This is a genomic window from Leekyejoonella antrihumi, from assembly GCF_007845645.1.
Taxonomy (GTDB): domain Bacteria; phylum Actinomycetota; class Actinomycetes; order Actinomycetales; family Dermatophilaceae; genus Leekyejoonella; species Leekyejoonella antrihumi.
In genome coordinates, this window is the sequence record NZ_VCQV01000012.1 from 26,443 (window position 1) to 50,613 (window position 24,171).

The 24,171-nt window shown below is 67.8% G+C and carries 22 protein-coding genes and 1 riboswitch; of the genes, 11 read left to right on the forward strand and 11 right to left on the reverse strand.

The window, feature by feature from the left end:
• Nucleotides 1-2: 2 nt before the first annotated feature.
• Nucleotides 3-518, reverse strand: a complete 516-nt coding sequence (locus tag FGL98_RS10285) for a DUF3145 domain-containing protein (RefSeq protein ID WP_146316679.1) — start codon at nucleotides 516-518, stop codon at nucleotides 3-5.
• Nucleotides 519-748: 230 nt separating this feature from the next.
• A riboswitch (TPP riboswitch) is annotated at nucleotides 749-856 on the forward strand.
• Between FGL98_RS10285 and thiO the strand changes: the two genes are divergently transcribed.
• From thiO to FGL98_RS10315, 6 genes are all read left to right on the forward strand, one after another.
• The gene (gene thiO, locus FGL98_RS10290; RefSeq protein WP_342779962.1) at nucleotides 825-2,036 is read left to right on the forward strand and encodes a glycine oxidase ThiO; all 1,212 of its coding nucleotides are present in this window, start codon (nucleotides 825-827) and stop codon (nucleotides 2,034-2,036) included. Its footprint overlaps the riboswitch before it by 32 nt.
• Nucleotides 2,033-2,239 carry a sulfur carrier protein ThiS gene (gene thiS / locus FGL98_RS10295; protein WP_146316681.1) on the forward strand — a complete coding sequence of 69 codons (207 nt, stop codon included), beginning with the start codon at nucleotides 2,033-2,035 and terminating at the stop codon, nucleotides 2,237-2,239. Before thiO ends, thiS begins: the two co-directional genes overlap by 4 nt.
• A gap of 2 nt (nucleotides 2,240-2,241) precedes the next feature.
• Complete coding sequence (locus FGL98_RS10300; RefSeq protein WP_146316682.1) at nucleotides 2,242-3,024, forward strand: thiazole synthase; 783 nt, start codon at nucleotides 2,242-2,244, stop codon at nucleotides 3,022-3,024.
• Nucleotides 3,021-3,656 (forward strand): thiamine phosphate synthase, encoded by a 636-nt coding sequence (locus tag FGL98_RS10305; RefSeq protein WP_146316683.1) that lies wholly within the window; start codon nucleotides 3,021-3,023, stop codon nucleotides 3,654-3,656. Before FGL98_RS10300 ends, FGL98_RS10305 begins: the two co-directional genes overlap by 4 nt.
• A gap of 37 nt (nucleotides 3,657-3,693) precedes the next feature.
• Nucleotides 3,694-5,424: a phosphomethylpyrimidine synthase ThiC gene (gene thiC / locus FGL98_RS10310; protein WP_146316684.1), complete on the forward strand. Its 1,731-nt coding sequence runs from the start codon at nucleotides 3,694-3,696 to the stop codon at nucleotides 5,422-5,424.
• 9 nt (nucleotides 5,425-5,433) lie between these two features.
• On the forward strand, nucleotides 5,434-5,913 hold the full coding sequence (locus tag FGL98_RS10315; protein ID WP_146316685.1) for a hypothetical protein: 480 nt from the start codon (nucleotides 5,434-5,436) through the stop codon (nucleotides 5,911-5,913).
• Between the two features lie 48 nt (nucleotides 5,914-5,961).
• Here FGL98_RS10315 and FGL98_RS10320 read toward each other — a convergent pair whose 3' ends face one another.
• The 6 genes from FGL98_RS10320 to FGL98_RS10345 all read right to left on the reverse strand — a co-directional run bounded on the left by FGL98_RS10320 (nucleotide 5,962) and on the right by FGL98_RS10345 (nucleotide 13,345).
• Entirely contained in the window at nucleotides 5,962-7,146 is a 1,185-nt protein-coding gene (locus FGL98_RS10320) for an AGE family epimerase/isomerase (RefSeq protein ID WP_146316686.1), read from the reverse strand.
• A 44-nt stretch (nucleotides 7,147-7,190) separates the two neighbouring features.
• A complete protein-coding gene (locus FGL98_RS10325; protein WP_146316687.1) occupies nucleotides 7,191-8,912 on the reverse strand; it encodes a thiamine pyrophosphate-dependent enzyme in 1,722 nt (573 codons plus the stop codon).
• Nucleotides 8,913-8,923: 11 nt separating this feature from the next.
• Nucleotides 8,924-10,522 (reverse strand): FMN-binding glutamate synthase family protein, encoded by a 1,599-nt coding sequence (locus FGL98_RS10330; protein ID WP_146316688.1) that lies wholly within the window; start codon nucleotides 10,520-10,522, stop codon nucleotides 8,924-8,926.
• Between the two features lie 148 nt (nucleotides 10,523-10,670).
• Nucleotides 10,671-12,182 (reverse strand): glycoside hydrolase family 3 N-terminal domain-containing protein, encoded by a 1,512-nt coding sequence (locus tag FGL98_RS10335; RefSeq protein ID WP_222432109.1) that lies wholly within the window; start codon nucleotides 12,180-12,182, stop codon nucleotides 10,671-10,673.
• Nucleotides 12,179-12,409 carry a hypothetical protein gene (locus tag FGL98_RS10340; protein ID WP_146316689.1) on the reverse strand — a complete coding sequence of 77 codons (231 nt, stop codon included), beginning with the start codon at nucleotides 12,407-12,409 and terminating at the stop codon, nucleotides 12,179-12,181. The genes FGL98_RS10335 and FGL98_RS10340 overlap by 4 nt, the downstream gene beginning before the upstream one ends.
• Nucleotides 12,410-12,424: 15 nt before the next feature.
• Nucleotides 12,425-13,345, reverse strand: coding sequence for an ATPase (locus FGL98_RS10345; RefSeq protein ID WP_146316690.1), 921 nt, complete (start codon nucleotides 13,343-13,345; stop codon nucleotides 12,425-12,427).
• A 107-nt stretch (nucleotides 13,346-13,452) separates the two neighbouring features.
• Between FGL98_RS10345 and FGL98_RS10350 the strand changes: the two genes are divergently transcribed.
• Nucleotides 13,453-14,379 carry a MurR/RpiR family transcriptional regulator gene (locus tag FGL98_RS10350; protein WP_146316691.1) on the forward strand — a complete coding sequence of 309 codons (927 nt, stop codon included), beginning with the start codon at nucleotides 13,453-13,455 and terminating at the stop codon, nucleotides 14,377-14,379.
• Nucleotides 14,376-15,269 (forward strand): N-acetylmuramic acid 6-phosphate etherase, encoded by an 894-nt coding sequence (murQ, locus tag FGL98_RS10355; RefSeq protein WP_146316692.1) that lies wholly within the window; start codon nucleotides 14,376-14,378, stop codon nucleotides 15,267-15,269. Before FGL98_RS10350 ends, murQ begins: the two co-directional genes overlap by 4 nt.
• Before the next feature lie 141 nt (nucleotides 15,270-15,410).
• On the opposite strand, the gene FGL98_RS10360 is transcribed toward murQ, so the two are convergent.
• On the reverse strand, nucleotides 15,411-16,496 hold the full coding sequence (locus FGL98_RS10360) for a serine hydrolase domain-containing protein (protein ID WP_186526093.1): 1,086 nt from the start codon (nucleotides 16,494-16,496) through the stop codon (nucleotides 15,411-15,413).
• Between the two features lie 73 nt (nucleotides 16,497-16,569).
• Here FGL98_RS10360 and FGL98_RS10365 point away from each other — a divergent pair, with 73 nt between their 5' ends.
• Complete coding sequence (locus FGL98_RS10365; protein ID WP_246136488.1) at nucleotides 16,570-18,114, forward strand: molybdopterin-dependent oxidoreductase; 1,545 nt, start codon at nucleotides 16,570-16,572, stop codon at nucleotides 18,112-18,114.
• Nucleotides 18,115-18,212: 98 nt separating this feature from the next.
• Nucleotides 18,213-18,863 carry a fasciclin domain-containing protein gene (locus tag FGL98_RS10370; RefSeq protein ID WP_146316694.1) on the forward strand — a complete coding sequence of 217 codons (651 nt, stop codon included), beginning with the start codon at nucleotides 18,213-18,215 and terminating at the stop codon, nucleotides 18,861-18,863.
• 144 nt (nucleotides 18,864-19,007) lie between these two features.
• On the opposite strand, the gene FGL98_RS10375 is transcribed toward FGL98_RS10370, so the two are convergent.
• Entirely contained in the window at nucleotides 19,008-19,718 is a 711-nt protein-coding gene (locus tag FGL98_RS10375; RefSeq protein ID WP_246136489.1) for a sulfite exporter TauE/SafE family protein, read from the reverse strand.
• A 422-nt stretch (nucleotides 19,719-20,140) separates the two neighbouring features.
• On the opposite strand from FGL98_RS10375, the gene FGL98_RS10380 reads away from it, so the two are divergent.
• A complete protein-coding gene (locus FGL98_RS10380; protein WP_246136490.1) occupies nucleotides 20,141-22,108 on the forward strand; it encodes a potassium transporter Kup in 1,968 nt (655 codons plus the stop codon).
• 49 nt (nucleotides 22,109-22,157) lie between these two features.
• On the opposite strand, the gene FGL98_RS10385 is transcribed toward FGL98_RS10380, so the two are convergent.
• Nucleotides 22,158-23,417 carry an Nramp family divalent metal transporter gene (locus tag FGL98_RS10385; RefSeq protein ID WP_146316696.1) on the reverse strand — a complete coding sequence of 420 codons (1,260 nt, stop codon included), beginning with the start codon at nucleotides 23,415-23,417 and terminating at the stop codon, nucleotides 22,158-22,160.
• A gap of 34 nt (nucleotides 23,418-23,451) precedes the next feature.
• A complete protein-coding gene (locus FGL98_RS10390) occupies nucleotides 23,452-24,150 on the reverse strand; it encodes a metal-dependent transcriptional regulator (RefSeq protein ID WP_222432110.1) in 699 nt (232 codons plus the stop codon).
• Between the last annotated feature and the right edge of the window lie 21 nt (nucleotides 24,151-24,171).

Sequence of the window (24,171 nt, forward strand, 5' to 3'; positions counted from 1 at the left end):
GCCTAGGAGACCCGGTGCAGCCACCGCACCGTGGCGCCGTCACCGGCATACCGGAACGCCTCGAGCTCCTGATCCCAGGCGGTTCCGAGCAGCTCGGCCATCTCGGCGCGGAACAGCTCGGGGTCGCCCTTGCTGGCCACCAGCGCCGAGCGCAGCCGGTCCTCGTTGACGACGGCGTCTCCCGATGCGGAGGTCCAGGTGTGATGGATGCCGAGGCCGGGCGTATGCGACCACCGTGACCCGTCCGCACCCGGGCTGGGCTCCTCGGTGACCTCGAACCGCACCCGATCGGCGTCCCGCAGCGCACTGGCCAGGTGCGCGCCGGTCCCGGGCGCGCCCATCCAGGAGAGCTCGGTGCGCACGAGGCCGGCGGTCACCGGCTGCTTGGTCCACTCCAGTCGCACGGCGGAGCCCAGCACGTTCTCCAGGGCCCAGCCGATATGAGGGCATAGTGCAGTCGGGGTGGAGTGTATGAACACCACCCCGCGTGTGACAGGGCGCGAACTCGCGACAGACATCCGGTCCTCCTACGGGTGTGAGGGACGTCTTCCCCAACGGCCTCGCCGTAGTGCCGGCTGCGTCATACGCGAACTGCGACTTTCTCAGTGCTCCTATCTTGCACCATTGACACCATCAACACCAAGCGTATCTCGTGTCACGATCGACGGGTCGATCCAGCGCGAGGCCGATTTTCTCGCGCAGCACTTGGCCCGCACCATCGGACGGCGCGGCCGCGTGTTAGCGTATGCCTGTCCTTCGCGGGAGTCCGGTGCACCGGGCTGAGAGGGGGCTGCAGCCCCGACCGCTTCCACTTGATCCGGATCATGCCGGCGCAAGGAGAAGATGATGAGTTTGCCACCCACCCCACCATCTGCCGGGTTCGACGCGCACTCCCCACTGTGAGCTCCGGACCCGTCGTCGCGGTGGTCGGCGGCGGCGTGATCGGCCTGACCTGCGCGCGGCAGCTCGCAAAATCCGGTGCACAGGTCACGCTCTATGACCGGCCGCAGCGGGGGCGCCCTTCCGACGTCGCGGCCGGGATGCTCGCTCCCACTTGTGAGCTCGACTACGGCGAGAGCGCATTGCACGCCCTCTCGGTCGACTCCCTGGCCCGATGGCCGGAACTGGCGAGATCGTTGCACGCCGAGTCCGGCGTGGACGTAGAGCTACGCACGAACGGGACGCTCCAGCTCGCCACCGACCCAGATGACCGACTCCGGCTGGAGCGGCGCGCGCAGCTCTGGGACCAGCACGCGCTGAGGTACGAGTGGCTGACCGGGCGGGAGTGCCGTCGACACGAACCTGCTCTGTCGCGTCGTGTCCTGGCCGGTCTTCGGGTCGACTCGGACTGGTCGGTCGACAACCGACGCGTCCTGGACGCACTGCGCCTCTCGGTCGCCGCCGGCGGCGTACGCATCGTCGAGGACCTGGCGTACCCGCTGCTCGCCGACGGCTCCGTTACGGCGGTTCGCTCCGGCGATGGCGTCCAGCGGGTCGATCACCTCGTCCTGGCGGCGGGCGTCTGGAGCGGCCGACTGGCACGCGAGGCCGGCCTCGACCCGGCGATCCGGCCGGTGAAGGGCCAGCAGCTGCGACTGCACTCTCCGGTCGAGATCCTCACTCGCACGGTCCGCGCACGCGTCGACGAGGTCGATGTCTACCTGGTGCCGCGGGCAGACCGCACCGTCGTCGTAGGCGGGACGAGCGAGGACGTGGGCCATGACCTGCGCCGGACACCCCGGGCCGTCATCGACCTGCTGAGCGCCGCATGCGCAATCGTGCCCGAGCTGCGGGACAGTGAGCTGGTCGAGCACTCGGTCGGTCTTCGGCCGGCCACCGACGACAACGGCCCCTACCTCGGACTCAGCCAGGTGCCTGGGCTGACGCTCGCCACCGGCCACTACCGGCACGGCTTCCTGCTGGCGCCGATCACCGCGGAGGTGGTCCGCGCGACCGTCCTGCACGAGCCGCCGCCGGCCAGCTCCTTGCCGTTCTGCACATCCCGACGACTCGAGAAGGAAGGCGCCCACGCATGACGATCACCGCGACGTTGAACGGGACACCCCAGACCTACGAACCAGGCACCACGGTCGCAGCGCTGGTCGAGGAGCACGGCTGGCGGGAGCAGGCCGTCGCCGTGGCGGTCGACGGCGCGCTCGTGCCAAAGAGCCGATGGCAGCACGCCGAGATCGCCGACGGCTCCGACATCATCACCCTCTCGCCGATGCAGGGAGGCTGAGCATGTCGACCACCTGCACGAACGACGATCCCTTCGCAGTGGCGGACACGATCTTGAGCTCGCGGCTGCTCCTCGGCTCCGGCGGCGCGAGCAGCAGTGGCGTGCTGCGGGATGCCGTGATCGCGTCCGGCGCACAGGTCGTCACGGTGTCGATGCGCCGGACCCACAGTGGGGTCGACAACGGCCTGATGCACGCACTCAAGGACCTCGAGGTGAGGGTGCTGCCCAACACCTCCGGCTGCCGGACCGCTCGGGAGGCCGTGCTCGTCGCTGAGCTGGCGCGCGAGGCGCTGGGCACGGACTGGGTGAAGCTCGAAGTGGTGTCTGACGACCGGACGCTGCTGCCCGACGTGATCGAGCTCGTCGAGGCCGCGGAGACGTTGGTGGCCAAGGGATTCCACGTCCTCCCCTACACCACCGACGATGTGGTGATCGCCCAGCGCCTGGAGGAGGTCGGCTGCTCTGCGGTGATGCCGCTCGGCGCACCGATCGGCAGCGGTCTCGGCATCCGCAATCCTCACGCGATCACGCTGATCCGCGAAACCGTCGACGTGCCGGTGATTCTCGATGCCGGCGTAGGGACCGCTTCGGACGCTGCCTTGGCCATGGAGCTGGGCTGTGACGCGGTCCTGCTCGCGACCGCGGTGACCCGCGCCGAACGCCCCGCCCTCATGGCCGGTGCGATGCGCCATGCGGTGATCGCCGGTCGTGACGCCTATCGTGCGGGCCGAGTCCCACGACGGCACCTGGCGCAGGCCTCCTCGCCGCTCAGCCCGACCGTATGACGAGGGTGCGCGCACCACGGCTGCTGGTCATCACGGACCGTAGCCAGCTTCCCGCCGGCCGATCACTGGAATCCACTCTCGCGGAGTGCCTCTCGGCCGGTGCACGACACGTGCTTCTGCGTGAGCGTGACCTGCCGGATGACGAGCACAGGTCGATCGTGCGCCGGCTGCTGCGGCTACTGACACCGGTCGGAGGCACCCTGGCCGTGGCAGCACCCCTAATGCCCTGCGCCGGCGTCGGACTGCACCTGCGAGCGTCCGACCCCCTGCCCGGAGTCCGGCCGACGATGCTGGGCCGCTCGGTGCACAGCCTCGCCGAAGCGCGAGCGGCGGCATCGGAACGGTGTGACTACGTCACGCTCTCACCGGTGCGCGCCACAGCCTCCAAACCCGGTTATGGACCGCCGCTCGGAGCTGCCGGTATCGCACGGGTCCGCAGACTCGTCACCGGCTGCCCACCGATCCTGGCGCTCGGTGGAGTCGAGCCCTCGGACGTCTTCGACGTCTGCGCGGCTGGAGCCCACGGGGTGGCAGTCATGGGCGGCATCATGCGATCCCCCGACCCGGCGACGACGACCGCGCGCCTGCTCGTCGCGCTCACCTCGGCCTTCGCCGAACTCGCACCGGCTTGACCCCTACCCGCACTACCACCAACCGAAGGAAAAACCTATGCCGACCGATGACCATGGCCGCACGAAGATCTACCGGGACGGACCGGGCGACCTTCGAGTGCCGATGACCAGGGTGACTCTCGAACCGTCACCGAGCACCAACGAGCCGAACCCGCCGATCGACCTCTACGACACGTCCGGGCCCGGATCCGAACCCGACCGTGGGCTTCCGGCGCTCCGCAGCCAATGGATCCATGGGCGAAACGACGTGCAGGCCTACTCCGGTCGCGGGCGGGACCTGGCCGACGACGGTCGATCGGCGGTGCGCCGCGGCGCCTCCAGCCTGGAGTGGAAGGGTGAGCGACGAGAGCCCGTGCGGTCCACGGATGGCCGGCCGGTAACGCAGATGCACTATGCGCGCCGTGGCATCGTCACTCCCGAGATGCAGTTCGTCGCGGCACGGGAAGGGTGCGACGTCGAGCTCGTGCGCGCCGAGGTTGCCTCCGGTCGCGCCATCATCCCGGTCAACGTCAACCACCCCGAGACCGAGCCGATGATCATCGGCAGGGCATTCCTGGTGAAGGTCAATGCCAACATCGGCAACTCCGCGGTGACCAGCTCCGTCGCCGACGAGGTCGAGAAGATGACGTGGGCGACGACCTGGGGCGCCGACACGGTCATGGACCTGTCGACGGGCGACGACATCCACACCACGCGCGAATGGATCGTGCGCAACTCCCCCGTGCCGATCGGGACCGTGCCGATCTATCAGGCACTGGAGAAGGTCAATGGCGCCGCCGACGAGCTCACCTGGGAGATCTACCGTGACACCGTCATCGAGCAGTGCGAGCAGGGCGTCGACTACATGACCGTGCATGCCGGGGTGCTGCTGCGATATGTCCCGCTCACCGCCGAGCGGGTCACCGGCATCGTCAGCCGCGGCGGATCAATCCTGGCCGGCTGGTGCCTTGCCCACCATGAGGAGAACTTCCTCTACACCCACTTCGACGAGCTGTGCGAGATCTTCGCGCAGTATGACGTGGCGTTCAGCCTCGGCGACGGCCTGCGCCCGGGTTGCCTGGCCGATGCGAACGACGAGGCCCAGCTGGCAGAGCTGCAGACGCTCGCCGAGCTCACCGAACGGGCCTGGGCGCACGACGTGCAGGTGATGGTCGAGGGACCGGGCCACGTGCCGCTGAACCTGGTCGAGGAGAACATTCGCCTCGAGCAGGACTGGTGCCATGGCGCGCCGTTCTACACGCTCGGGCCGCTGGTGACCGACATTGCGCCGGGCTACGACCACATCACCTCGGCCATCGGCGCCGCGACGATCGCGATGCACGGCACGGCGATGCTCTGCTACGTCACGCCGAAGGAGCACCTCGGCCTGCCCAACCGGGACGACGTGAAGACCGGCGTGATCACCTACAAGCTCGCGGCGCACTCGGCAGACGTGGCCAAGGGCCACCCTGGTGCGCGCGCGTGGGACGACACCCTGTCGAAGGCCCGGTTCGAGTTCCGGTGGGAGGACCAGTTCAACCTGTCGCTCGATCCCGACACCGCCCGCGCGTTCCATGACGAGTCGCTGCCGGCCGATGCGGCGAAGACGGCACACTTCTGCTCGATGTGTGGACCGAAGTTCTGCTCGATGCGCATCTCGGCCGATGTGCGTGACCGGTTCGCCAAGGACGGCATGAAGAAGATGAGCGAGACCTTCGTGGAAATGGGGTCGAGTGTCTACCTGGACGCCCAGGACGCCGCCGCCGGGGCGAAGGATGCTGGATCCTAAGATCTGAGTATGGCGCCGGACTGGGTTGAGAGGCTGTGCCACCGTTCCCGAACGGTGCTCCCGTTCGCGCTGATCGGCGTGGCGTGCGTGATCGCGGGAGGCCTCGTGGCCGCCGTGGTGGCACACAGTCCGACCCAGCACGAGGTCTGGGCCGTGGCCTACCTTGTGCTGGTGCCGGGCGTCGCTCAAGTGGCGCTCGGCACCTGTCAGGCACTGCTGGCCGACCGGGTGCCCACCGACCGGATGCTGACCGCACAGCTGCTCACCTGGAATGTCGGCAATGCCGCGGTCATCGCCGGCACAGTGGGCGATGCCGGCTGGGGCACCGCGCTCGGCGGAGCGCTTCTGGTCGTCGCCTTGGCACTGTTCCTGACGAACAGCCGCGGTGCGCGATCCACCTGGCTGCTGCAGATCTACCGCCTGCTGGTGGCGGTCATTCTCGTGAGTGTGCCGATCGGCCTGATCGTCCAGCAGGTCAAGGGCGACTGAGAGACCCCGGCCGCGCTCCGCCTGCGTACCTTTGCCGGCACGCCGCGGTCAGGTGCGCGGGAGCACGGGGCCGGTCAGGGCCCCGCCACAGTGGTAGACATCTGGCCGCCCCGGCCACACTGTGCCACCCTCGTGCATATCGTCATCGAGCTCGTTGATCCAGGTGCCTTCAGCATCGATGAAAAAGGCTGCTGCGTGATCCCATAGCGCGCGATACCACCGTTCCCAGTGCCAGTTGCCGGTAGTCCGGTAGAGCGATGCCGAAGCCTGGATCGCCTCACACACCGGCCAGTGCAAGCGGGTCGTCGACACCGGGCGGCCGTCCCAGTCGACGGTGTAGACCAGGCCCGGCCGCCCGTCGGCCTCCCACAGGTCGTCCAGGGCCCGCGCGGCCAGCTCCTCGGCCGCCTCCACCAACCAGCCGGGCCCGTGGACCAGCTGGGAGTCGTGCAGCTCGATCAGGAGCCTGGCCCACTCCACCGAGTGACCGGGCGTCGCACCATACGGGCGAAACGGGTCGTCCGGCCGGTCCTTGTTGTAGTCCGGAAGCAAGTGCCAGTCGTGGTCGTAGTGCTCGGGCACCAACCAGCCCTGCTCCCGTGCATTCCGGTTGATGATCCGGTCCGCGATCGCCAGCCCACGCTCGTGCCACACGGCATCCCCTGTCGCGCGTCCCATGGCCAAGAATGCTTCCAACCCATGCATATTCGCGTTGGCGCCGCGGTAGGCCTCCGAGTCGCTCCAGTCCGACGCGAAGGACTCCCGCAGAGCCATGGCCGACTCGTCCCACAGACGCGTGTCGACGACCTCGACGACGCGTGCCATCAGCCGGTCGGCCAGTGGATGCCCAAGGGCTACGGCGCTCGAGGCCGCAAGTCCGACGTGCACGTGGTCGTAGGTCGACTTGCGGGCCGTCCGCTCTTCGGGCCTGCTGAACCAGCCTCCATGGGCAGTATCCGCGAAGAGTCCGAGAAGCGACTCCAGCCCATGATCCAGCAGCCCGCCGCACCCGGGCAGTCCTCGCGCATGACCGAGAGCAGCGGTGTGCACCATCCGCGCAGTGAGGAACAGCTCCGGGGTCCGTCCTGCCATCGGCCGCCGATTGCGGTCAAGATAGGCGAAACCACCTGCCGGAACGATGGATCCGCGGACAAACCACAGCACGTTCGTGAAGCCGCGGTCCAACCAGGCTCGGTGGGACTCCAGCGCGGTCCAGGACGTCTGTGTGGGCATGACCGTCCGCTCCTGTGCGACTGAAGACTGGGGCGACAGCGATGCTACCGGCTCTCGATGATCTCCTTGGACTTGGCGATCGCAAATCCCCAGGCCTCGCCGACAGTGGGCTTGGGCGGCAGTGACACCTCGTCAGGGTTGGTCACCACCTCGAGCAGGACGGGGGCACGGGTGGCCAGAGCCTCCTTGACCGCCTCATCGAGATCATCCGGCGACGTGACCCGCAGGCCCTTGAGACCCATCGCCGTCGCGACGGCGGCAATGACCGGGTTGTCCAGCTGCGTACCGAACTCGGGCAGCCCGCCCTGCTCCTGCTCCAGCTTGACCATGCCCAGTCGCCCATTGTTGAAGACCACGAAGGTTGCCGGCAGATCGTAGGTGACGGCGGTGCGCAGGTCCCCGAGAAGCATCATCAGGCCGCCGTCGCCACAACAGGCAATGACCTGGCGGTCCCGGTCAAGGGCCTGCGCACCCAAGGACTGCGGCATCGCATTGGCCATCGAGCCGAGGTTGTAGGAACCGAGCAGTCGGCGCCGCCCGCTCAGGGTGATGAAGCGCGAGAGCCACACGGTCGACATACCGGTGTCACTGGTGAAGATCGCATCGGAGGCGGCGTGCCGATTGAGCGCGGCCGCAACTGCCTCGGGGCGGATGCGCTCGTCGGGGTTGTCCGCAATGCTGCGGATCTTGCCCAGTAGGCTTCGGTCGTGGTCCGGATCGGTCAGTCGATGCTGGCGATCCACCCACGACGAGTAGGACTTGAGCGCCTTGTGCAGGTGCTTGTCCGAGCGGCCACCGGTGAGTTCGGGCAACAGCGCCTGCAACGTCGGGCATACGTGGCCGACCAGTGCGTGCTGGACCTGGGTCCGTCGCCCGATGTGCTCTGCACGCATGTCGAGCTGGATGACGGTCTTGCCTTCGGGATACCAGTCGCGATAGGGGAAGTCGGTGCCGACCAGAAAGATGACGTCCGCATCGTCCAGGGCCTTGGCAGCGCCCGGGTTGCCGATCAGTCCCGTCTGCCCGACCTGGAACTGGTTGTCTTCTTCCAGCCCCTCCTTGGCCTTCAGCGTCAGGACCATCGGCGCCTGGAGCCGGTCTGCCAGCTGCAGGACCTCCGCGCGCGCTTCACGTGCACCCTGACCCACCAGCAGGGTCACGGTCTCGGCCTCGTTGAGCACCTTCGCAGCGCCCGCCAGCTGTGTCTGCGGTGCCGCCGACTCGGCGGGTGCCGGAGCGAACTGGGGTGCGCGAGCGTCCTTTCCCAGCTCCAGTCCACCCACGTCACCGGGAATGGTGAGCACCGCCACCCCCTGGTGAGCCATTGCGGCGTTCACTGCCTGCTCGAGCAGCTGCGGCATCTGGTTCGCCGACGTCACGGTCTGCGCGAACACAGCGACGTCGCTGAAGAGAACGTCGTTGTTGACCTCCTGGAAGAAGCTGCTGCCGATCTCCTCGGTCGGCACCTGCCCACAGATCGCCAGCACCGGGGCGTGGGACTTCTTCGCGTCATACAGGCCGTTGAGCAGGTGGATGGAACCGGGGCCAACCGTTCCCATGCACAGTCCGAGGCGGCCCGTCAGCTGTGCCTGCGCACCCGCTGCGAAGGCGGCAACCTCCTCGTGCCGCACGCCGATCCACTCGATCCGCTCGTCTCGACGGATCGCGTCGGTGATGGGGTTGAGCGCATCACCGACCACACCCCACGCCGAGGTCACTCCATACGTTGCCAACGCGTCGACGGTCATCTCTGCAACGGTGCTCATGCCCTGGCTCCTCAGTGGTGTGCGATCTGTGGGCGGAAGGTGTCGACACTGGCCCGCGACCAGTCCGACGCCCAGGTCTGCGGCGGTTCGTCGAGCAGCTGGCCCGGCGCAAGCCACTCGTACAGCTCGGCATACGAGCGGTTCTCCGTAGGTGAGACATTGAGCCGAAGCATGTGGGGGTCGAGATCGCGTGGTTGTCGCACGCCCATCGACGCCATCATCTTCGCGGCCTCCTTCACCGTGGCCTGCTGGTACTGCTGGACCCGGACGCTCTTGTCACCGACGTCGAGTGCACGCTGGCGGCGGGTGTCCTGGGTCGCGACGCCCACGGGGCACTTGTCGGTGTGACACATCTGGGCCTGAATGCAACCGACCGCCATCATCATGGCTCGTGCGGCGTTGGTGTAGTCGGCGCCCTGGATGAGCCGCTTGACGATGTCGTTGCCGGCGGCAACCTTGCCGCTGGCACCCAGCCGTATACGGTCCCGCAAGCCGGTGCCCACAAGCGCATTGTGCACCACCATCAGACCATCCGTCAGCGGCATACCCATGTGGTCCTCGTACTCCAGCGGCGCGGCGCCGGTGCCGCCCTCCGAGCCGTCGACGATGATGAAGTCGGGCGTGGTGCCGACCTCGATCATGGCCTTGCACATCGCCAGGACATCGGTGCGCGAGCCCACGCACAGCTTGAAGCCCGCCGGCTTGCCACCCGCGAGCTCCCGCATCCTCGCGATGAATTCGATCATCTCGGTCGGTGTGGAGAAGACCTTGTGCGCCGGTGGGCTGACACACTTCTGCCCCTGCGGCACGCCACGTGTCTTGGCGATCTCCGCGTTGACCTTGGCCGCAGGGAGCACGCCACCGATGCCGGGCTTCGCGCCCTGGCTCAGCTTCAAGGAGACACACTTGACCTGATCGCGTGCGGCATGGTCCTTGAACTGGTCCGGGTCGAAGTCGCCGTCCTTCGTGCGGGTGCTGAAATAGCCGGAGCCGATCTCCCAGACCAGGTCTCCACCGTTCTCGAGATGGTAGGGCGACAGGCCGCCCTCGCCGGTGTCGTGCGCGAATCCACCCAGCTTGGCGCCCTTGTTGAGTGCGCGGATCGCGTTGGCCGACAGCGAACCGAAACTCATGGCAGAGACGTTCAGCAACGCCATGCTGTAGGGCTGCGAACAGTCCGGTCCGCCCACCGTCACCCGTGGTGGCTCGTCCGGCTCATTCAACGGCGCTGTCGAATGCACGAGATACTCGTAGCCCGGCTGGTTGACATCCCGCTCGGTGCCGAATGCCTGCTCGCCGGCGATCCCCTTGGCGCGCTCATAGATGAGCGAGCGAATGTCGCGGTCGTAGGGCCTACCGTCCCAGTTGCGCTCGATGAAGTACTGCTGCAGCTCTGGGCGCAGATCCTCCAGGAGGTAACGCAGATGTCCGACCACCGGATAGTTCCGTAGCACCGAGTGCCGCTTCTGCAAAAGGTCATAGATTCCCAGCAGCAGCAACGCAACCAGCACCGCGACGACGATCCACCACGCCCACGAACCGATGGCAGCAACGCCACCGATGATCACGATGAGGACGACCAGCACGCTGATCGAGAGGAACTTTCCCACCTGCTACACCTCCGTGTCGGGGACTTCGTGTCCGCTTGGGCACGCTCGCGATACTTGCACATCTACCTGGGGTTTCGCAGGTCCGCGAGGACCGGGTTTCGCGACGAGACGTCGGTGCCCCTGACGTCAGAGCCCAGGCCGACAACAGCTACTGCAGCAGCTTCGCCACGGCACGTCCGGTCGGCAGGCTGTCTCCCCAGGTGAGGACCAGATGGCGCGCCTGCGGGATCACCGATCCGTCGATGGCATACCCCACGCACACCACCACAGCATCGGGGTTGCCCTGCAACGCCTTCTGCAGCTGCTTCATCTCGGCCGGGTCGGACCATGGGGCCCCCGTGACGATGACGTCGGGGATGTCGTCATTGCCACCAACCGCCGCCGGCGGCGGCTGGGACGAGCGTCCTTCGGTTGCGCCGCCGACGTCGAAAGCTCGCCTCAACACACTCCCGGGTGCACGTCGAATCAACTCTGCAACAACACAGTTGGCCAGGACTCCGGCCGCCGATTTGCGTACGCGACGCACATCGAGGAGTCGAAGGCGTCGGCCACGCAGTATGCCGTGCAGGTCACCGCGGGCGAGTATCGACGCCGCCGCGACGCGGTCGTCAGCACTCGGACCGCTCCGGGCGAGCTCGACCGGCTGCCCGCGCTGCAAGGACGCGAGCCGCTCGACCCGTGCATGGGCCTGCTCCAGTCGCGCGATCGGAAGCTCACCGGACCCGGCGGCTCGCACAATGGCTGTGAGCGCCTCCGCGAAGACCTCGGCATCCGTCCCACCGGGACAGTTCAGGACCGGGTTGCCCAGGCCGAGCAGGTCGGCTCCGGCGAGCAGCGCATCGACACAGCCCTGCCTGAGGCCGACAGTCCCCGTGATGGCTCCCATGTCGAGCGCGTCGGTGGCGATCACACCGTCGAACCCGATGTCTCGGCGTAGCAAGGACATCGCCGCCGGGCTCAGGGTAGCCGGACGGTCGGGATCGATCGACGGCACGAGAATGTGCGCCGTCATCACCATCTCGGCCCCGGCATCGACCGCCGCCCGGAAGGGCACCAGCTCCCGGCTCTCAAACACGTCGGGCGACACGTCGACCCGCGGTAGCCCCACGTGTGAGTCGACCGCGGTGCCTCCGTGCCCGGGAAAGTGCTTGGCACAAGCAATGACGCCCTGTTCGTGCAGGCCGCGGACGTAGGCTGCCGCGGGTCTGGCCACCAGCCCTGGATCCGACCCGAAGGATCGGACCCCGATCACCGGGTTGTCGGGGTTGCTGTTCACATCGACGACCGGCGCGAGGTCCACGTCGATGCCGACAGCCCGAAGGTCAGCGGCGATCGCCGCAGCCACCGCACGCGTCAGCTCGAGGTCATCTGCGCGGCCGAGCATCGCCGCACCGACGTGGCGGGAGCCGCCGTGGACCCCGAGCCGGCTGACGATGCCACCCTCCTCATCGACCGCGATGAGTCCGAGCCCACGCGCGTGCAGTTGCGCTGACAGTGCGGCCGTCTCGTCGGAGGTCCCGACGTTGTGCCCGAAGTAGCAGACCGCGCGCAGACCCTGGTCGATCGCCTCGGCCAGCCAGTCCGGCATACGCCGTCCGGCAAAGCCCGGCTTGAGCACCCCGTGCGCGAGCCGAACGATCTCGGGGCTGGGGACGCTCACTTCACTGCGCCCGATTCTCGGTCAGGAAGGTCATCGCGAAGGATGAACTCCTTCCAGGCCGTCACGAACGAGAATGCGCTCGTGGCAATCAGGCCCGGCTCCGTCAGGTCCTCCAGCTCTCGGGGGGACGGCGCCGACGAAGCCCTGCAGGTCCCTCCGACGAACTCCACTGCCGCCACATCGATCCCATCCATCGAGGTCCCGGAGATCGATCCGATGACGATCATCACCTGCCTCCCGGTTCAGCCCGCATGGCGATGCACCTGCCGTTCGTGCGGCAGATCCGTGCGCTCGACCAGCATCGCGGCACCGTCCAGCGCATCACCGGCAGGATCGCACAGCCGCACCCCGTCGGCCGCGTCCAGCCGGTCGGTGAGCACAGTGGTCCACGGCGCACCCAGTCGCTGCACGCCACCGACCACGCAGATGTCGACGACATCTTGATCGCGCGTCGCCTGCGCAGCCTGGAGGGCGCTCGAGGCGATGGCCCGTGCCGATCGCACCAGCAGTCCGTATGCGGTCTGATCGCCGGAGCGCGCAAGCGCCCCGATGCGTGGCACGAGACCGCCCAGCACGTGTGCCGGCTCGGCGTCATCCCCGGTTGCGATGCGCCGCCAGTCCGCGCCCAGCATCTCGCCGGCAACCGTAGCCATCGAGCCGCTCCCTGCCAGCGCCAGGCGGAGGGCCTCCGCACCGATCCAGCCCCCGCCGCCGACATCCCCTGCGCCGGGGCCGGCGCCATCGACGATGGAGATGACACCGGCTGCGTTCACGGCCAGCGCCACCGCGCCCGTGCCGGCTATGACAACCACCCCGGGCCGGCCCGACAAGGCGCCCAGATGAGCGATGATGACATCGCTGGTGACGATCGCCTCCGCATACCCCTGCTCTGCCACGAGTCGGCGGGCGAGCTCCCCCGCAGCATCCGGCGCCGCGATCGCACCGGCCGCCCCGACACCGATCACCGTGCCCCGCCGACTCACCGTGCCGGGCCGACCGAAACCGTCGGTTGCTCGGCGGATTCGATCGAGTGCAGCGTCCACGCCGCCGCCCGTCGCCAGTCCGGGAGCGCCTGACGCCGCTGCCCGGCGGGCACCGCCCCTGCCGTCGCCCCTGACGAGACAGTTCGTCTTGCCGAGGTCGACCAGCGTCCGTTCGCTCACCACGACAGGCTATGACAATCTTTTACTCGCATACGACCGTTCATGTTGGTAGTTTCCAGATACGTGGCGCTCGCGTCGCCAGCCACCAGCCGCCACCAGGAGGTCACATGTCGGACCAGCCGCCGCACAACGCTGCGCTGGGGGCGGACGTGCTCGTCCGGCTGCGTTCCCTGCTGTCGAGCCTGCAACCTGCGGAGCGTCGCGTTGCCGAGCTCGTCATCAAGGATCCCGACGCCGCGGCGCAGCTGTCCATCACGGATCTTGCGTCGGGCGCGTCGACCTCGGTCGCCACGGTCACCCGATTCAGCCGGCGGGCCGGCTTCGCCGGCTATCCGCAGCTGCGTCTTGCTCTCGCTGGGGCGGCCGCTCGGGAACGCGTGCTCGGCGCCTCAATGCACCAGCCGCCAACCGACCTCGACGAGAACGCCACACTTGCCGACGTAGTCGCCTCCATCACCCATCACGAGGTGCGTGCGCTGCAGGACACCGCCGAGCATGTCGACCTGGACGCGCTGCAGCGTGCAATCGACGCGGTCGATCAGTCCGAGCGCACCGACATTTTCGGCATCGGCGCCAGTGGAAGTGTCGGTCTGGACCTCCAACAGAAGCTGCATCGCATTGGCCGTAATGCATACGCCTGGAACGAGTTCCACAGCTCGATGACGGCCGCCGCGTTGATGGGCACGGGGCGGGTGGCCATCGGCATCTCGCACACCGGGCAGACCATCGACACGGTCGAGCCATTGGCCCTGGCCCATGACCTGGGGGCCATCACCATTGCCGTCACGGGCGACACCCATTCTCCCCTGGCCCGACAGGCCGACATCGTGCTGACGACGGCCGCGCGTGAGACCGCCTTCCGCTCCGGTGCCTCCGCGAGCCGCACCGCGCAGCTGGCCATCGTCGACTTCCTCTTCGTCGGAGTTGCCCGATCGTCACTGGAGGAGAGCACCGAAGCACTGGCCCGCACCTATGAGGCACTGGCGGGACGCCGAAGCGCCCGTCATCCCGTCCGAAGGAGCACCCGAGGATGAACCTTGCCGAGCTCGACACGGAGTCACGCAATCCGCGCAGCGAGCGACTCGACACCATGAGCACCGCCGAGGTGCTCGCGCTGATGAATGACGAGGACCGTCTCGTCTCGGATGCGATCGCCCTGGTGCTCGACCAGGTCGCGCAGGCCGTCGAGCTCGTCGCCGCCTCCCTTCACGCGGGCGGTCGCCTCATCTATCTCGGCGCCGGCACCAGCGGTCGTCTCGGGCTCCTCGACGCCGTCGAGTGTCCGCCCACGTTCAGCACCGATCCCGGCCAGGTGGTCGCCATGCTCGCCGGGGGTGACATGGCCTTCGTGCGGGCCGTCGAGGGTGCCGAGGATGACCCCGAAGCCGCGGCGCGACAGGTGGATGCCCACCGAATCGGCGCACGCGACACCGTTGTCGGCATTGCGGCGAGCGGGCGCACCCCGTATGTCGTGGGCGGACTTCGACGCGCTCACCAGCTCGGTGCCAGCACGGTCGCCCTCGCGTGCAATGCGGCGGCACTGATCAGCCAGGAGGCCGATGTGGCGATCGAGGTGCTCACCGGACCCGAGGTCCTCACCGGCTCGACTCGGCTCAAGGCGGGCACCGCACAAAAGATGGTCTGCAACATGATCTCGACCGCTGCCATGGTGCGGATCGGCAAGACCTACGGCAACCTCATGGTCGACCTCCGCCCCACGAACGCGAAGCTGGTGGACAGAGCACGACGGATCGTCGCCGCCGCGGCCGACGTGGATGAGGCCACCGCGGCTCGGGCCCTCACGACCGCGGATGGACGGGCGAAGGTCGCCATTGTCATGCTTCTCGCGGCGGCAGATGCACCGACCGCGGCGCGGCTGCTCGACAATGCCGCCGGTGTCGTGTCGAATGCGGTCGCGCACTGACTCCGTCTCCGATGGTTGCCGGCCCCGCCGGTGTTTGCTGAAAGCCTTGTTATAGCGGGTCTTTCAGCCAACTCCCCCGACGGCCGACATTCGGTTTTTGCAGAAAGTCGCGCTATACCAAGACTTCCGCACAACTTTCGCTCACGCCGATGCCGACGCCCTGGCGACGATCGTGGTGAAGGCTCGCCTGGTCTCCCCGAGATCCGACCAGTCCCGTCGCGGATGCACCCGGTTTGTCAGCAGCACGGCCGCCGTGCCCGTGCCCGGCTCCACCACCAGCGAGGTGCCGGTGAAACCGGTGTGCCCGCACCACCGGTCCAGACCCGGCAGCAGGCCGGGATCGCCTACCCGCATCCCGATCGCCTGACCGTAATCACCGCGTGCACCGGCCGGGCGCTGGTCGGTGGTGGCGAGCTGCCACTGCTTCGGATCAAGCCACCCCGTCCCTCGTGGCCCGGACAGCTCGAGGCCGAGGGTGAGCAGGTCACCCACGGTCGAGAAGATGCCGGCATTGCCGCTCACCCCACCGATCGACCGGGCCGTCTCGTCGTGCACCTCACCACGAATCATCCCTCGCCCCGCGTGGTCGGCGAACTCCGTCGCCGCAATACGCGATGCCCACTCTGCCGGCGGTCGATACCGCGTGCTGTGCAGTGCCAGTGGAGTGGTCACCTCCTGTGCCACCAGTGTGCCCAGGGACAACCCGGTCAGTGCCTCCAAGGCGATGCCCGCCGTGATGTAGCCGACGCAGGAGTATGCCTGCCGGGCACCGGGTGCATCCTGCAGCTCCGCGGCGAGGACCCGGGCCCGACGCGCTGGGGCCGACAGGTCGAGTCGCCACACCTCATCCGTCGGAGGCAGCCCCGAGGTGTGGGTGAGCAGGTGCCGCCAGGTGACGGCCCGCCGAGGTGCCACCGCATACTCTGCCAGCACGTCGGCGATCGAGTCATCGAGTCGTATGCCGTGCCTGGGCAGCACTCGCAGCGCCACGAGCGCCGTGAAGACCTTGGTCAGAGACGCGATATCGAAGACCGTGTCCGCGCTCATCGGCACTCGCCGACCAGGCGCGAGCTCATGCTCGGAGTCGGCCCAGCGCACCGCATCACCGATGACCACGGGCGGCATGACCCGACCGCGGATCGCAACCTGCGCCACGGCCCCCGCAAACAGCGCACGAGGCCGAGCCGCCACCCCGTTGCGCAGCAGCACCTCCACCTCAGACAGCACCGACGCATCCACTCCGTCATTCAACCCCAGCCCACGGTGCCATCCAAAGGTGCCGCCACACCGAAGCACCCCTGTGAGCACACCACTGAGCCGTTCGCGAGCCATCACCTGCGGCGTCCTGTCGGCCGGCGCCGGTATGGCGATCGGGCACCTGGTCGCGGCCGTGACCGATCCGGCCGCCTCGCCGGTGCTCGCGGTGGGATCGGCCGTCATCAACCGCACGCCCACTCCGCTCAAGGACTGGGCGATCTCGCACTTCGGCACGCACGACAAGCTCATCCTGCTCAGCTCGGTGAGTGTCGCCACGCTCGTTCTCGCCGGTGCGACCGGCTTGATCTATCGCCGCACCCGTATCGGCGGCCTGCTGGCGCAGCTCGTGCTGGTTGTTGTCGCCGGACTCGCCCTGCTGACGCTGCCCACCCTGGGCGTGCGGAACCTCGGCCCGACCGTGGTGACCGAGATCGTCGCCGCAGCCGTGCTGGTCGGCCTGCCGCGCGCAGGCGCCGTGGGTCGTCGGTTCTCGGCCCCGGACTCCGCGGTGAGCAATGCCGGCAATACCCGACGGGCCTTTCTGGCCGGCGCGGGTGGCGTCGCTGTCGTGGCTGCCGGTTCCGCAGTCCTCGGCAACCGACTCGGTCAGGCGCCCGACACCTCAAAGATCGCGTTGCCCACCGCCGCCGATCCGCTGCCGACCCTTCCCGCCGGACTGGAGCGGAAGTACCGAGGCATCTCCCCTCTGCGCACGCCGAATTCATCCTTCTACCGGGTTGACACGAACCTGACGGTGCCCAACGTGCGACAGGACACCTGGTCTCTACGCGTCGATGGTGATGTGGATCACCCGTTCACTCTCACGTACGAGGATCTGCTCCGCATGCCGCTGGTCGAGCGCGACATCACCATGACCTGTGTCAGCAATGCCGTCGGTGGCAGCTATGTCGGGGCCGCGCGCTGGCTGGGAGTGCGGGTCTCCGACCTGCTGAAGCGGGCGGGCGTCCAAGAGCCCGACCGCCCGGGTCGACAGGTGCTGAGCACCTCGGTCGACGGCTTCACGATCAGCACCCCGCTCGGGGCGCTCACCGACAACCGCGATGCTCTGCTCGCCATCGGCATGAACGGCGAGGCCCTGCCTCGTAAGCACGGATTTCCCGCCCGCCTGGTGACACCCGGCCTGTATGGCATGGTCGGCTCGACCAAGTGGGTCACCCGGCTGCACGTGACGACCTACCCCGAGGCGAAGGCCTACTGGACCAACCGGGGATGGGCGACCGACGCCAAGATCAAGCCGTCTGCACGCATCGACACTCCGAGCCCCCTGGCCCAGCTGGACAAGGGATCCGTCATCGTCGGCGGAGTCGCCTGGGCACAACAGGAGGGCGTAGTCCGCGTCCAGGTGAAGATTGACGACGAGGCTTGGCAGGGCGCAGCACTCGGCCCTGATGTCAATGTCGACTACTGGCGCCAGTGGTACTTCGTCTGGCACGCCAGTAAGTCGGGCGAGCACACGCTTCAGTCACGGGTGGTCTACGGAGACGGCACGGTGCAGACCGCCGAGCGAGTCCCCGTCTTTCCCGACGGCTCCAGCGGCATCCAAAACCTTGTGGTCACAGTCAAGTAACAACGGCTCGACTCGCAAAACGATTGCCCGATCGAGCAATCCGACCAACCACCCACTCCGAACCACTGACATCAAACAACCCTCCAAGGAGATTCCTCATGAACGCCAAGCGCATCGCCACCACCGCAGCACTCGCCCTCACGATTCCCCTCGGCCTGGCAGCCTGCGGTTCCTCAGGCTCCAGCGGCAACTCATCGAGCGGGTCAGCCGCAAGCAGTGCGCCGTCAGCGATGTCGTCGTCAAGCTCCAGCATGTCGTCCGGCTCGGCAATGAACGCCAGCAAGCCGTTCGGTCCCGGATGCGCTTCGGTGCCGAAGGACGGCAAGGGCTCATTCAACGGTATGGCAGCGGACCCGGTCGCGACCGCGGCCAGCAACAACCCGCTCCTGTCGACCCTTGTCACCGCCGTCAAGAAGGCGGGTCTGGTGGACACCCTGAACTCCAGCAAGTCGCTGACCGTGTTTGCACCCACCAACTCCGCATTCGCCAAGCTGCCCAAGGCCACGCTCGACAAGGCGCTGGGTGACAAGGCGATGCTGACCAAGATCCTGACCGGGCACGTCGTCAGCGGCCGCCTGACCCCCATGCAGCTGGCCGGCTCGCACAAGAGCCTTGCCGGCAACACCATCAAGGTGACCGGCTCGGGCAGCAGCTTCAAGGTCGACGGCACCGCATCGGTCATCTGCGGCAACGTACAGACGGCGAACGCCACCGTCTACATCATCGACTCGGTCCTGCCCAGCAACTGACCCCCGATCGGGGCCGGGTCGCTCTCGTGGAGGGATGACCGGCCCGGCCCTCCCCTCGCGAGGACGCTCGCGCAGTCGAGCAGCAGGTGGCCACACCACCTGCTGCTCGACTGGTTCTCGCCTCGGCCGACGGCCGCGCGGGCATCACAGCGCCTGCGCCGCGACAACGACACCCGACACGAGCGCGAAGCCGAGCACGGTGTAACGCATCGCGGGTCCCTCGAGACGATGGTGGGCGAATCGGCTCGCATAGGCACCGACCAGCGCGGCGGGCAACAGCAGGATCGCTGTGCTCACCTGATGCTCGCTGACCTTGCCCGACACCGCGAGAATCACCAGTGAGATCAGCTCGCCGATCACGAAGATGACGGACACCGTCGAACGCACCACAGGTGCCGCCCGGTGCTGGTAGACCACGGCAAGCGGCGGGCCGCCGATACCGGTCGAGGTCTCGGTCACACCGGTGATCAGACCCGCGATCACGAACGCGCGTCTGCCGGGTGCGAAGGCCGGCACACAAAGGGTCGCCAGGACTGCCAGGACCGTGCAGACCCCGATGAGCACGCTCAGCTGTCTCTCGGTGACCGCCAGCAGCACCCACAGGCCGCCGAACGTCCCCACGAGGCGCCCCGCACTGGTCCACTTCGCACCGGTGCGGTCCAGATGGTGCCGCTCGCGCCACGCGACGTAGGAGTTCAGCGGGATCGCCTCGATCAGCAGGATGACCGGAAGCAGCAGCGGCTGCACCAGGCCGATGACCGGTCCCGAGATCAGGGCGAACCCGAACCCGGTGGACCCCTGCACGAATCCTGCCACCAAGAGGGTGAGCCCCATCATCGCCAACCCTGTCGTCACGCATGACCTCCTGCATCGGCTACGGGCTGCGAGCAGCGTACGCAGGACGCTCGATGCGCGGGGCCTCCGCCCCAACCCGATGTGATGCCCGGCACAGCACGGGTCCGCTCGAGACGCCTGCGCCGCAGGATCGTCGACGTGCGACATCGGCCGAATCTCGGGGCTACCGGCGGGTTCAAGGGTCGACCAGCAGGGCGTGCGCCGACGGTCGATGCGGCGCCGCCGGTCTCAGGACCGATGGCGTAGCAGCAGCGACCACCAAACGGGGCTATAGTCCGTGCACTGTGCCACCTCAACGCGATGATCGTGCTGCGAATCGCATGATCGGCCCTGACGGGGCTGCCCAGAGCAACGGAACGAAGCGAGACTCTCGCTCCGTCGACGATCGCCCGTCGGCTCCTCTCGATGACTCTCATGGCCCGGTGCCCGCCGAACCCTCCGGATCCGAGCCACCAGCAGTGCCACCGCACCCCCCGGTCGACGGTCGACGCCGTCGCCACAGCGGTCCCGCGCTCACGGTCACCCTTGCCGCACTCGGCGTCGTGTTCGGTGACATCGGCACGAGCCCGCTCTACTCGATGCAGACCGTCTTCTCGATCGACAACGGACTGGTGAGCCCCACCGAGACCGACGTCTACGGCGTAGTCTCCATGGTCTTCTGGTCGATCACGCTCGTCGTGTCGATCAAGTACATCGCCGTCCTCATGCGCGCGGACAACGAGGGCGAGGGCGGTGTGATGGCGCTCGCGGCGCTGTCGCAGCGGGTGATGACCCAACGGTCGCCGAAGCGGGTCGCCGCCGCGGTGCTGCTGGCCATGCTCGGCGCCAGCCTCTTCTTCGGCGACTCTGTCATCACCCCCGCGATCTCGGTGCTCTCCTCGGTGGAGGGCCTCCAGGTGGCGCAGCCGAGTCTGTCGCACCTGGTGCTGCCGATCGCGCTGGTCATCCTCACCGCGCTGTTTGCCGTGCAACGCTGGGGCACCGGCAAGGTGGGTTCGGCCTTCGGCCCGATCATGGTGCTCTGGTTTGCCGTCATCGGCCTGATCGGCCTGTCCACGGTGCTCAAGCATCCGGACGTCATCCGCGGGCTCTCCCCGACGTATGCCGTGCTGTTCGTCGGCGAGCACCCCTACCTCGCGTTCGTCGCCATGGGCGCGGTCGTGCTGTGCATCACCGGAGCCGAGGCGCTGTATGCGGACATGGGCCACTTCGGCCGGTCGGCCATTGCTCGCGCCTGGTTCTTCGTCGTGCTGCCCGCACTGACGCTGAACTATCTCGGCCAGGCCGCCCTCATCCTGGCCAACCCGCACACCGCGGCCAACCCGTTCTTCCTCCAGGTGCCGCAGTGGGCGCGCTTTCCGGTGGTCATCCTGGCGACGGCCGCCACCGTCATCGCCTCGCAGGCGGTGATCTCCGGTGCATTCTCCATCTCTCGTCAGGCGAGTAGCCTCGGTCTGCTGCCTCCGCTGACGGTGCGACAGACCTCCGACAAGGCCGCCGGCCAGGTGTATCTGCCGGTGGTCAACGCGGCCATGTTCATCGGGGTGCTGGTGCTGGTCGTCAGTTTCGGCTCATCACAGCGTCTGGCTACGGCATACGGCATCGCCGTCACCGGGGCCCTCGCCATCGACACTGCTCTCATGCTGATCGTGGCTCGGGCGCTATGGCGCTGGCCGACGTGGAAGCTGGTGCTGGCCGCGGTCGTCTTCGGCGGGGTCGAGGCGATCTTCCTCTTCGGCAATATGACCAAGGTGATCCACGGCGGCTGGCTGCCGCTGGCCATCGCGGCCGCGCTCTTCGTGACCATGACCACCTGGCAGCGTGGGCGAGACCGGGTCACGGCGAAACGGAACATGAAGGAGGGGCAGCTGCACGACTTCGTCGAGGCGATTCACGCCAAGGGGTTGCCCCGCGTGCCCGGCACCGCGATCTTCCCGCACCCGTCCAAGGAGACGACGCCGCTCGCGATGCGCGCCAACGTCGAGCACAACGGCATCCTGCAGGAGCAGGTCGTCATCGTCTCGATGATCCGACACAAGGTGCCGCACATCGACGCCGCCGACCGGCTCGAGATCGACGACCTGGGCTATGGCGACGACGGCATCGTGCATCTGACCGTGCACACGGGATTCTCCGACCGTCCCGACATCCCCTCGGCGCTGCGCCTCGCCGGCGAGGACCTGCTGCCGGGATGTGGCGTGGTGGTCGACCCGGATGCGGCGACCTACTTCCTGTCCCGCGCATCCCTGCAGCGCACCAACGCTCCGGGTATGCCGGGCTGGCGCAAGGCGATCTTCATGGTGCTCGCGCACAATGCGGCGGACCCGGCCCGCTATTTCAACCTGCCGGTCGAGCGTACCGTCACCATGGGCTTCCCCATCGACCTGTAGGCATCACGGTCTGTGCGCACCTGACCCGCGGCAGCTGACCCACGTCAGGTCACAGGGCCCCGTAGATCAACCAGATGTTCAACGCGCAGATGGTCAGCGTGCTGGCGAGCATCAGCGTCGTGGTGATACGCCGGTTGGTCATGTCCTTCATCACGCGGGAGTCCCGGCTGATCAGCAGCAGTGGGATCAGCGCAAAGGGTATGCCGAAGGAGAGCACGATCTGGGAGTAGACCAGCGCCTGCGTGGTGTTGACCGCCAGCGCGAGCACGACCAGTGAGGGCAGCATCGTCAGCCCCCGGCGCAGCATCAACGGGATGCGCCAGTTCATGAAGCCGGCCATGACGACCTGCCCGGCGTAGGTGCCGACGCTGGAGGACGAGAAGCCGGAGGCCATCAGTGCGATACCGAAGGCCAAGGCCGCGCCGCCGCCGACCATGGTCGCCAGGTGGGCGTGGATGGGGCCCAGATCGCTGATACCGGTGAGGCCCGGCTTGTGGAACAGCGCCGCGGCAATGCAGAGCATGGCCAGATTGACGGCTCCGGCTAGGCCGAGCCCGAGGAAGCAGTCCCACCGGTTGTAGCGGAGCAGCGTGCGCCGCTCGCTCGCGCAGGTCGCACTTATCCGGCCCTTGTGCAGGGCCGAGTGCAGATAGACGACGTGCGGCATGACCGTGGCGCCGATGATGCCGACGCTCAGGCTCAGCGTGTCGCCGCCGCTGAGGTGCGGGATGACGCCGGCGGCGAGCTGTCCGTAGTGCTGGTGGCCGACCGCGAAGAACACGTAGAGGAAGCCGGCTCCCACCAGGGTGAGCAGGGCGACGATGGCCAGCTCGAATCGACGGTGGCCGTGCTGCTGCAGGACGAGGATCGCGAAGGCCACCACTGCGGTGAGCAGCCCCGCCGGGAACAGCGGCATGCCGAACACGAGGTTCAGGCCGAGCGCTGCGCCGACGAACTCGGCCAGGTCGGTCGACATCGCCACGACTTCCGCCTGCAGCCACAGGACGACGTTGGCGCGTCGGCCGAACCGGTCCCGGCACAGCTCGGGCAGGCTCCGTCCGGTGGCCAGACCGGCCTTGGAGGTGAGGTACTGCACGAGCACGGCCATCAGGTTGGCCATCAGGACCACCCAGACCAGCTCGTAGCCGTGCTCGGCGCCGGCGGCGAAGTTGGTCGCAAAGTTGCCTGGGTCCACGTAGGCCACCGACGCCACGAACGCGGGCCCGAACAGCGCCAGCGCGGTGCGGGTCCGGCCCCGAGCCAGCACGGCCTGCAAGGTGGTAGCAGGCCGTGCCTGGACCGACGTCATGACGCCTCCATGCGCCGGGAAGGAGGTAGCTGCCTCACTGCTCGAGCTCCAACGAGAGGACCGCAGCGAGCTCGGGACCGACGCCGTGCACGCGGCCCTCTTTCGGCTCACCCACGCGGACCATCAACGGGCCACCGAACGGTTCCCGGCTCAGCACCTCGATCCGGTCGCCCAGCCCGATCCCGCGTTCGTCGAGGTACTGCAACACCTCCGGGTCTCCGTTCCAGACTCGGACCAGTCGCCCGATGGCACCCGCCTCAAGCGTGCCCAAGAGGTGGCTACCGGGTGCCGGCAGCTCACCGTCGGAGCTCGGGATCGGGTCGCCGTGCGGGTCACGGACCGGGTTGCCCAGCCGCTCGCAGATGCGCTCCACGAACAGCTCGGAGGCGGCACGGCTGAGCAGCTCGGCCTCGCGCTCGACCTCGTCCCATCCGTAGGCGAGCGTCTCGATCAGGAACGACTCGATCAACCGGCGACGGCGAATCACCCGCAACGCCAACCGAACCCCCGTATCCGTGAGGGTTGCCTGCGAGTACGGCCGATGCACGATCAGCTCCGCATCCCGTAGCCGCGTCAGCATGGCCGATGCAGAGGATGGCGTCACCCGCAACTCGGCGGCCAGGGTCGTCGTCGTAACCGACAGACCACGTTCGCTCATGCCGTAGATGGCTTTGACGTAGTCCTCGACGGCCTGCGGTGGTCGGCCGCCCGATTCCTTCGCTCGCTCCTGCACATTTCTACGGTAGGACTGACC

Excerpts from the sequence above, each read along its gene's own strand:
- FGL98_RS10325 (WP_146316687.1), bottom strand. The coding sequence starts at position 8,912 with ATGAGCACCGTTGCAGAGATGACCGTCGACGCGTTGGCAACGTATGGA.
- FGL98_RS10340 (WP_146316689.1), bottom strand. The coding sequence starts at position 12,409 with ATGATCGTCATCGGATCGATCTCCGGGACCTCGATGGATGGGATCGAT.
- FGL98_RS10285 (WP_146316679.1), bottom strand. The coding sequence starts at position 518 with ATGTCTGTCGCGAGTTCGCGCCCTGTCACACGCGGGGTGGTGTTCATA.
- FGL98_RS10320 (WP_146316686.1), bottom strand. The coding sequence starts at position 7,146 with ATGCCCACACAGACGTCCTGGACCGCGCTGGAGTCCCACCGAGCCTGG.
- thiC (WP_146316684.1), top strand. The coding sequence starts at position 3,694 with ATGCCGACCGATGACCATGGCCGCACGAAGATCTACCGGGACGGACCG.
- thiS (WP_146316681.1), top strand. The coding sequence starts at position 2,033 with ATGACGATCACCGCGACGTTGAACGGGACACCCCAGACCTACGAACCA.
- FGL98_RS10385 (WP_146316696.1), bottom strand. The coding sequence starts at position 23,417 with ATGACGTCGGTCCAGGCACGGCCTGCTACCACCTTGCAGGCCGTGCTG.
- FGL98_RS10315 (WP_146316685.1), top strand. The coding sequence starts at position 5,434 with ATGGCGCCGGACTGGGTTGAGAGGCTGTGCCACCGTTCCCGAACGGTG.
- thiO (WP_342779962.1), top strand. The coding sequence starts at position 825 with ATGCCGGCGCAAGGAGAAGATGATGAGTTTGCCACCCACCCCACCATC.
- FGL98_RS10350 (WP_146316691.1), top strand. The coding sequence starts at position 13,453 with ATGTCGGACCAGCCGCCGCACAACGCTGCGCTGGGGGCGGACGTGCTC.
- FGL98_RS10300 (WP_146316682.1), top strand. The coding sequence starts at position 2,242 with ATGTCGACCACCTGCACGAACGACGATCCCTTCGCAGTGGCGGACACG.
- murQ (WP_146316692.1), top strand. The coding sequence starts at position 14,376 with ATGAACCTTGCCGAGCTCGACACGGAGTCACGCAATCCGCGCAGCGAG.
- FGL98_RS10370 (WP_146316694.1), top strand. The coding sequence starts at position 18,213 with ATGAACGCCAAGCGCATCGCCACCACCGCAGCACTCGCCCTCACGATT.
- FGL98_RS10305 (WP_146316683.1), top strand. The coding sequence starts at position 3,021 with ATGACGAGGGTGCGCGCACCACGGCTGCTGGTCATCACGGACCGTAGC.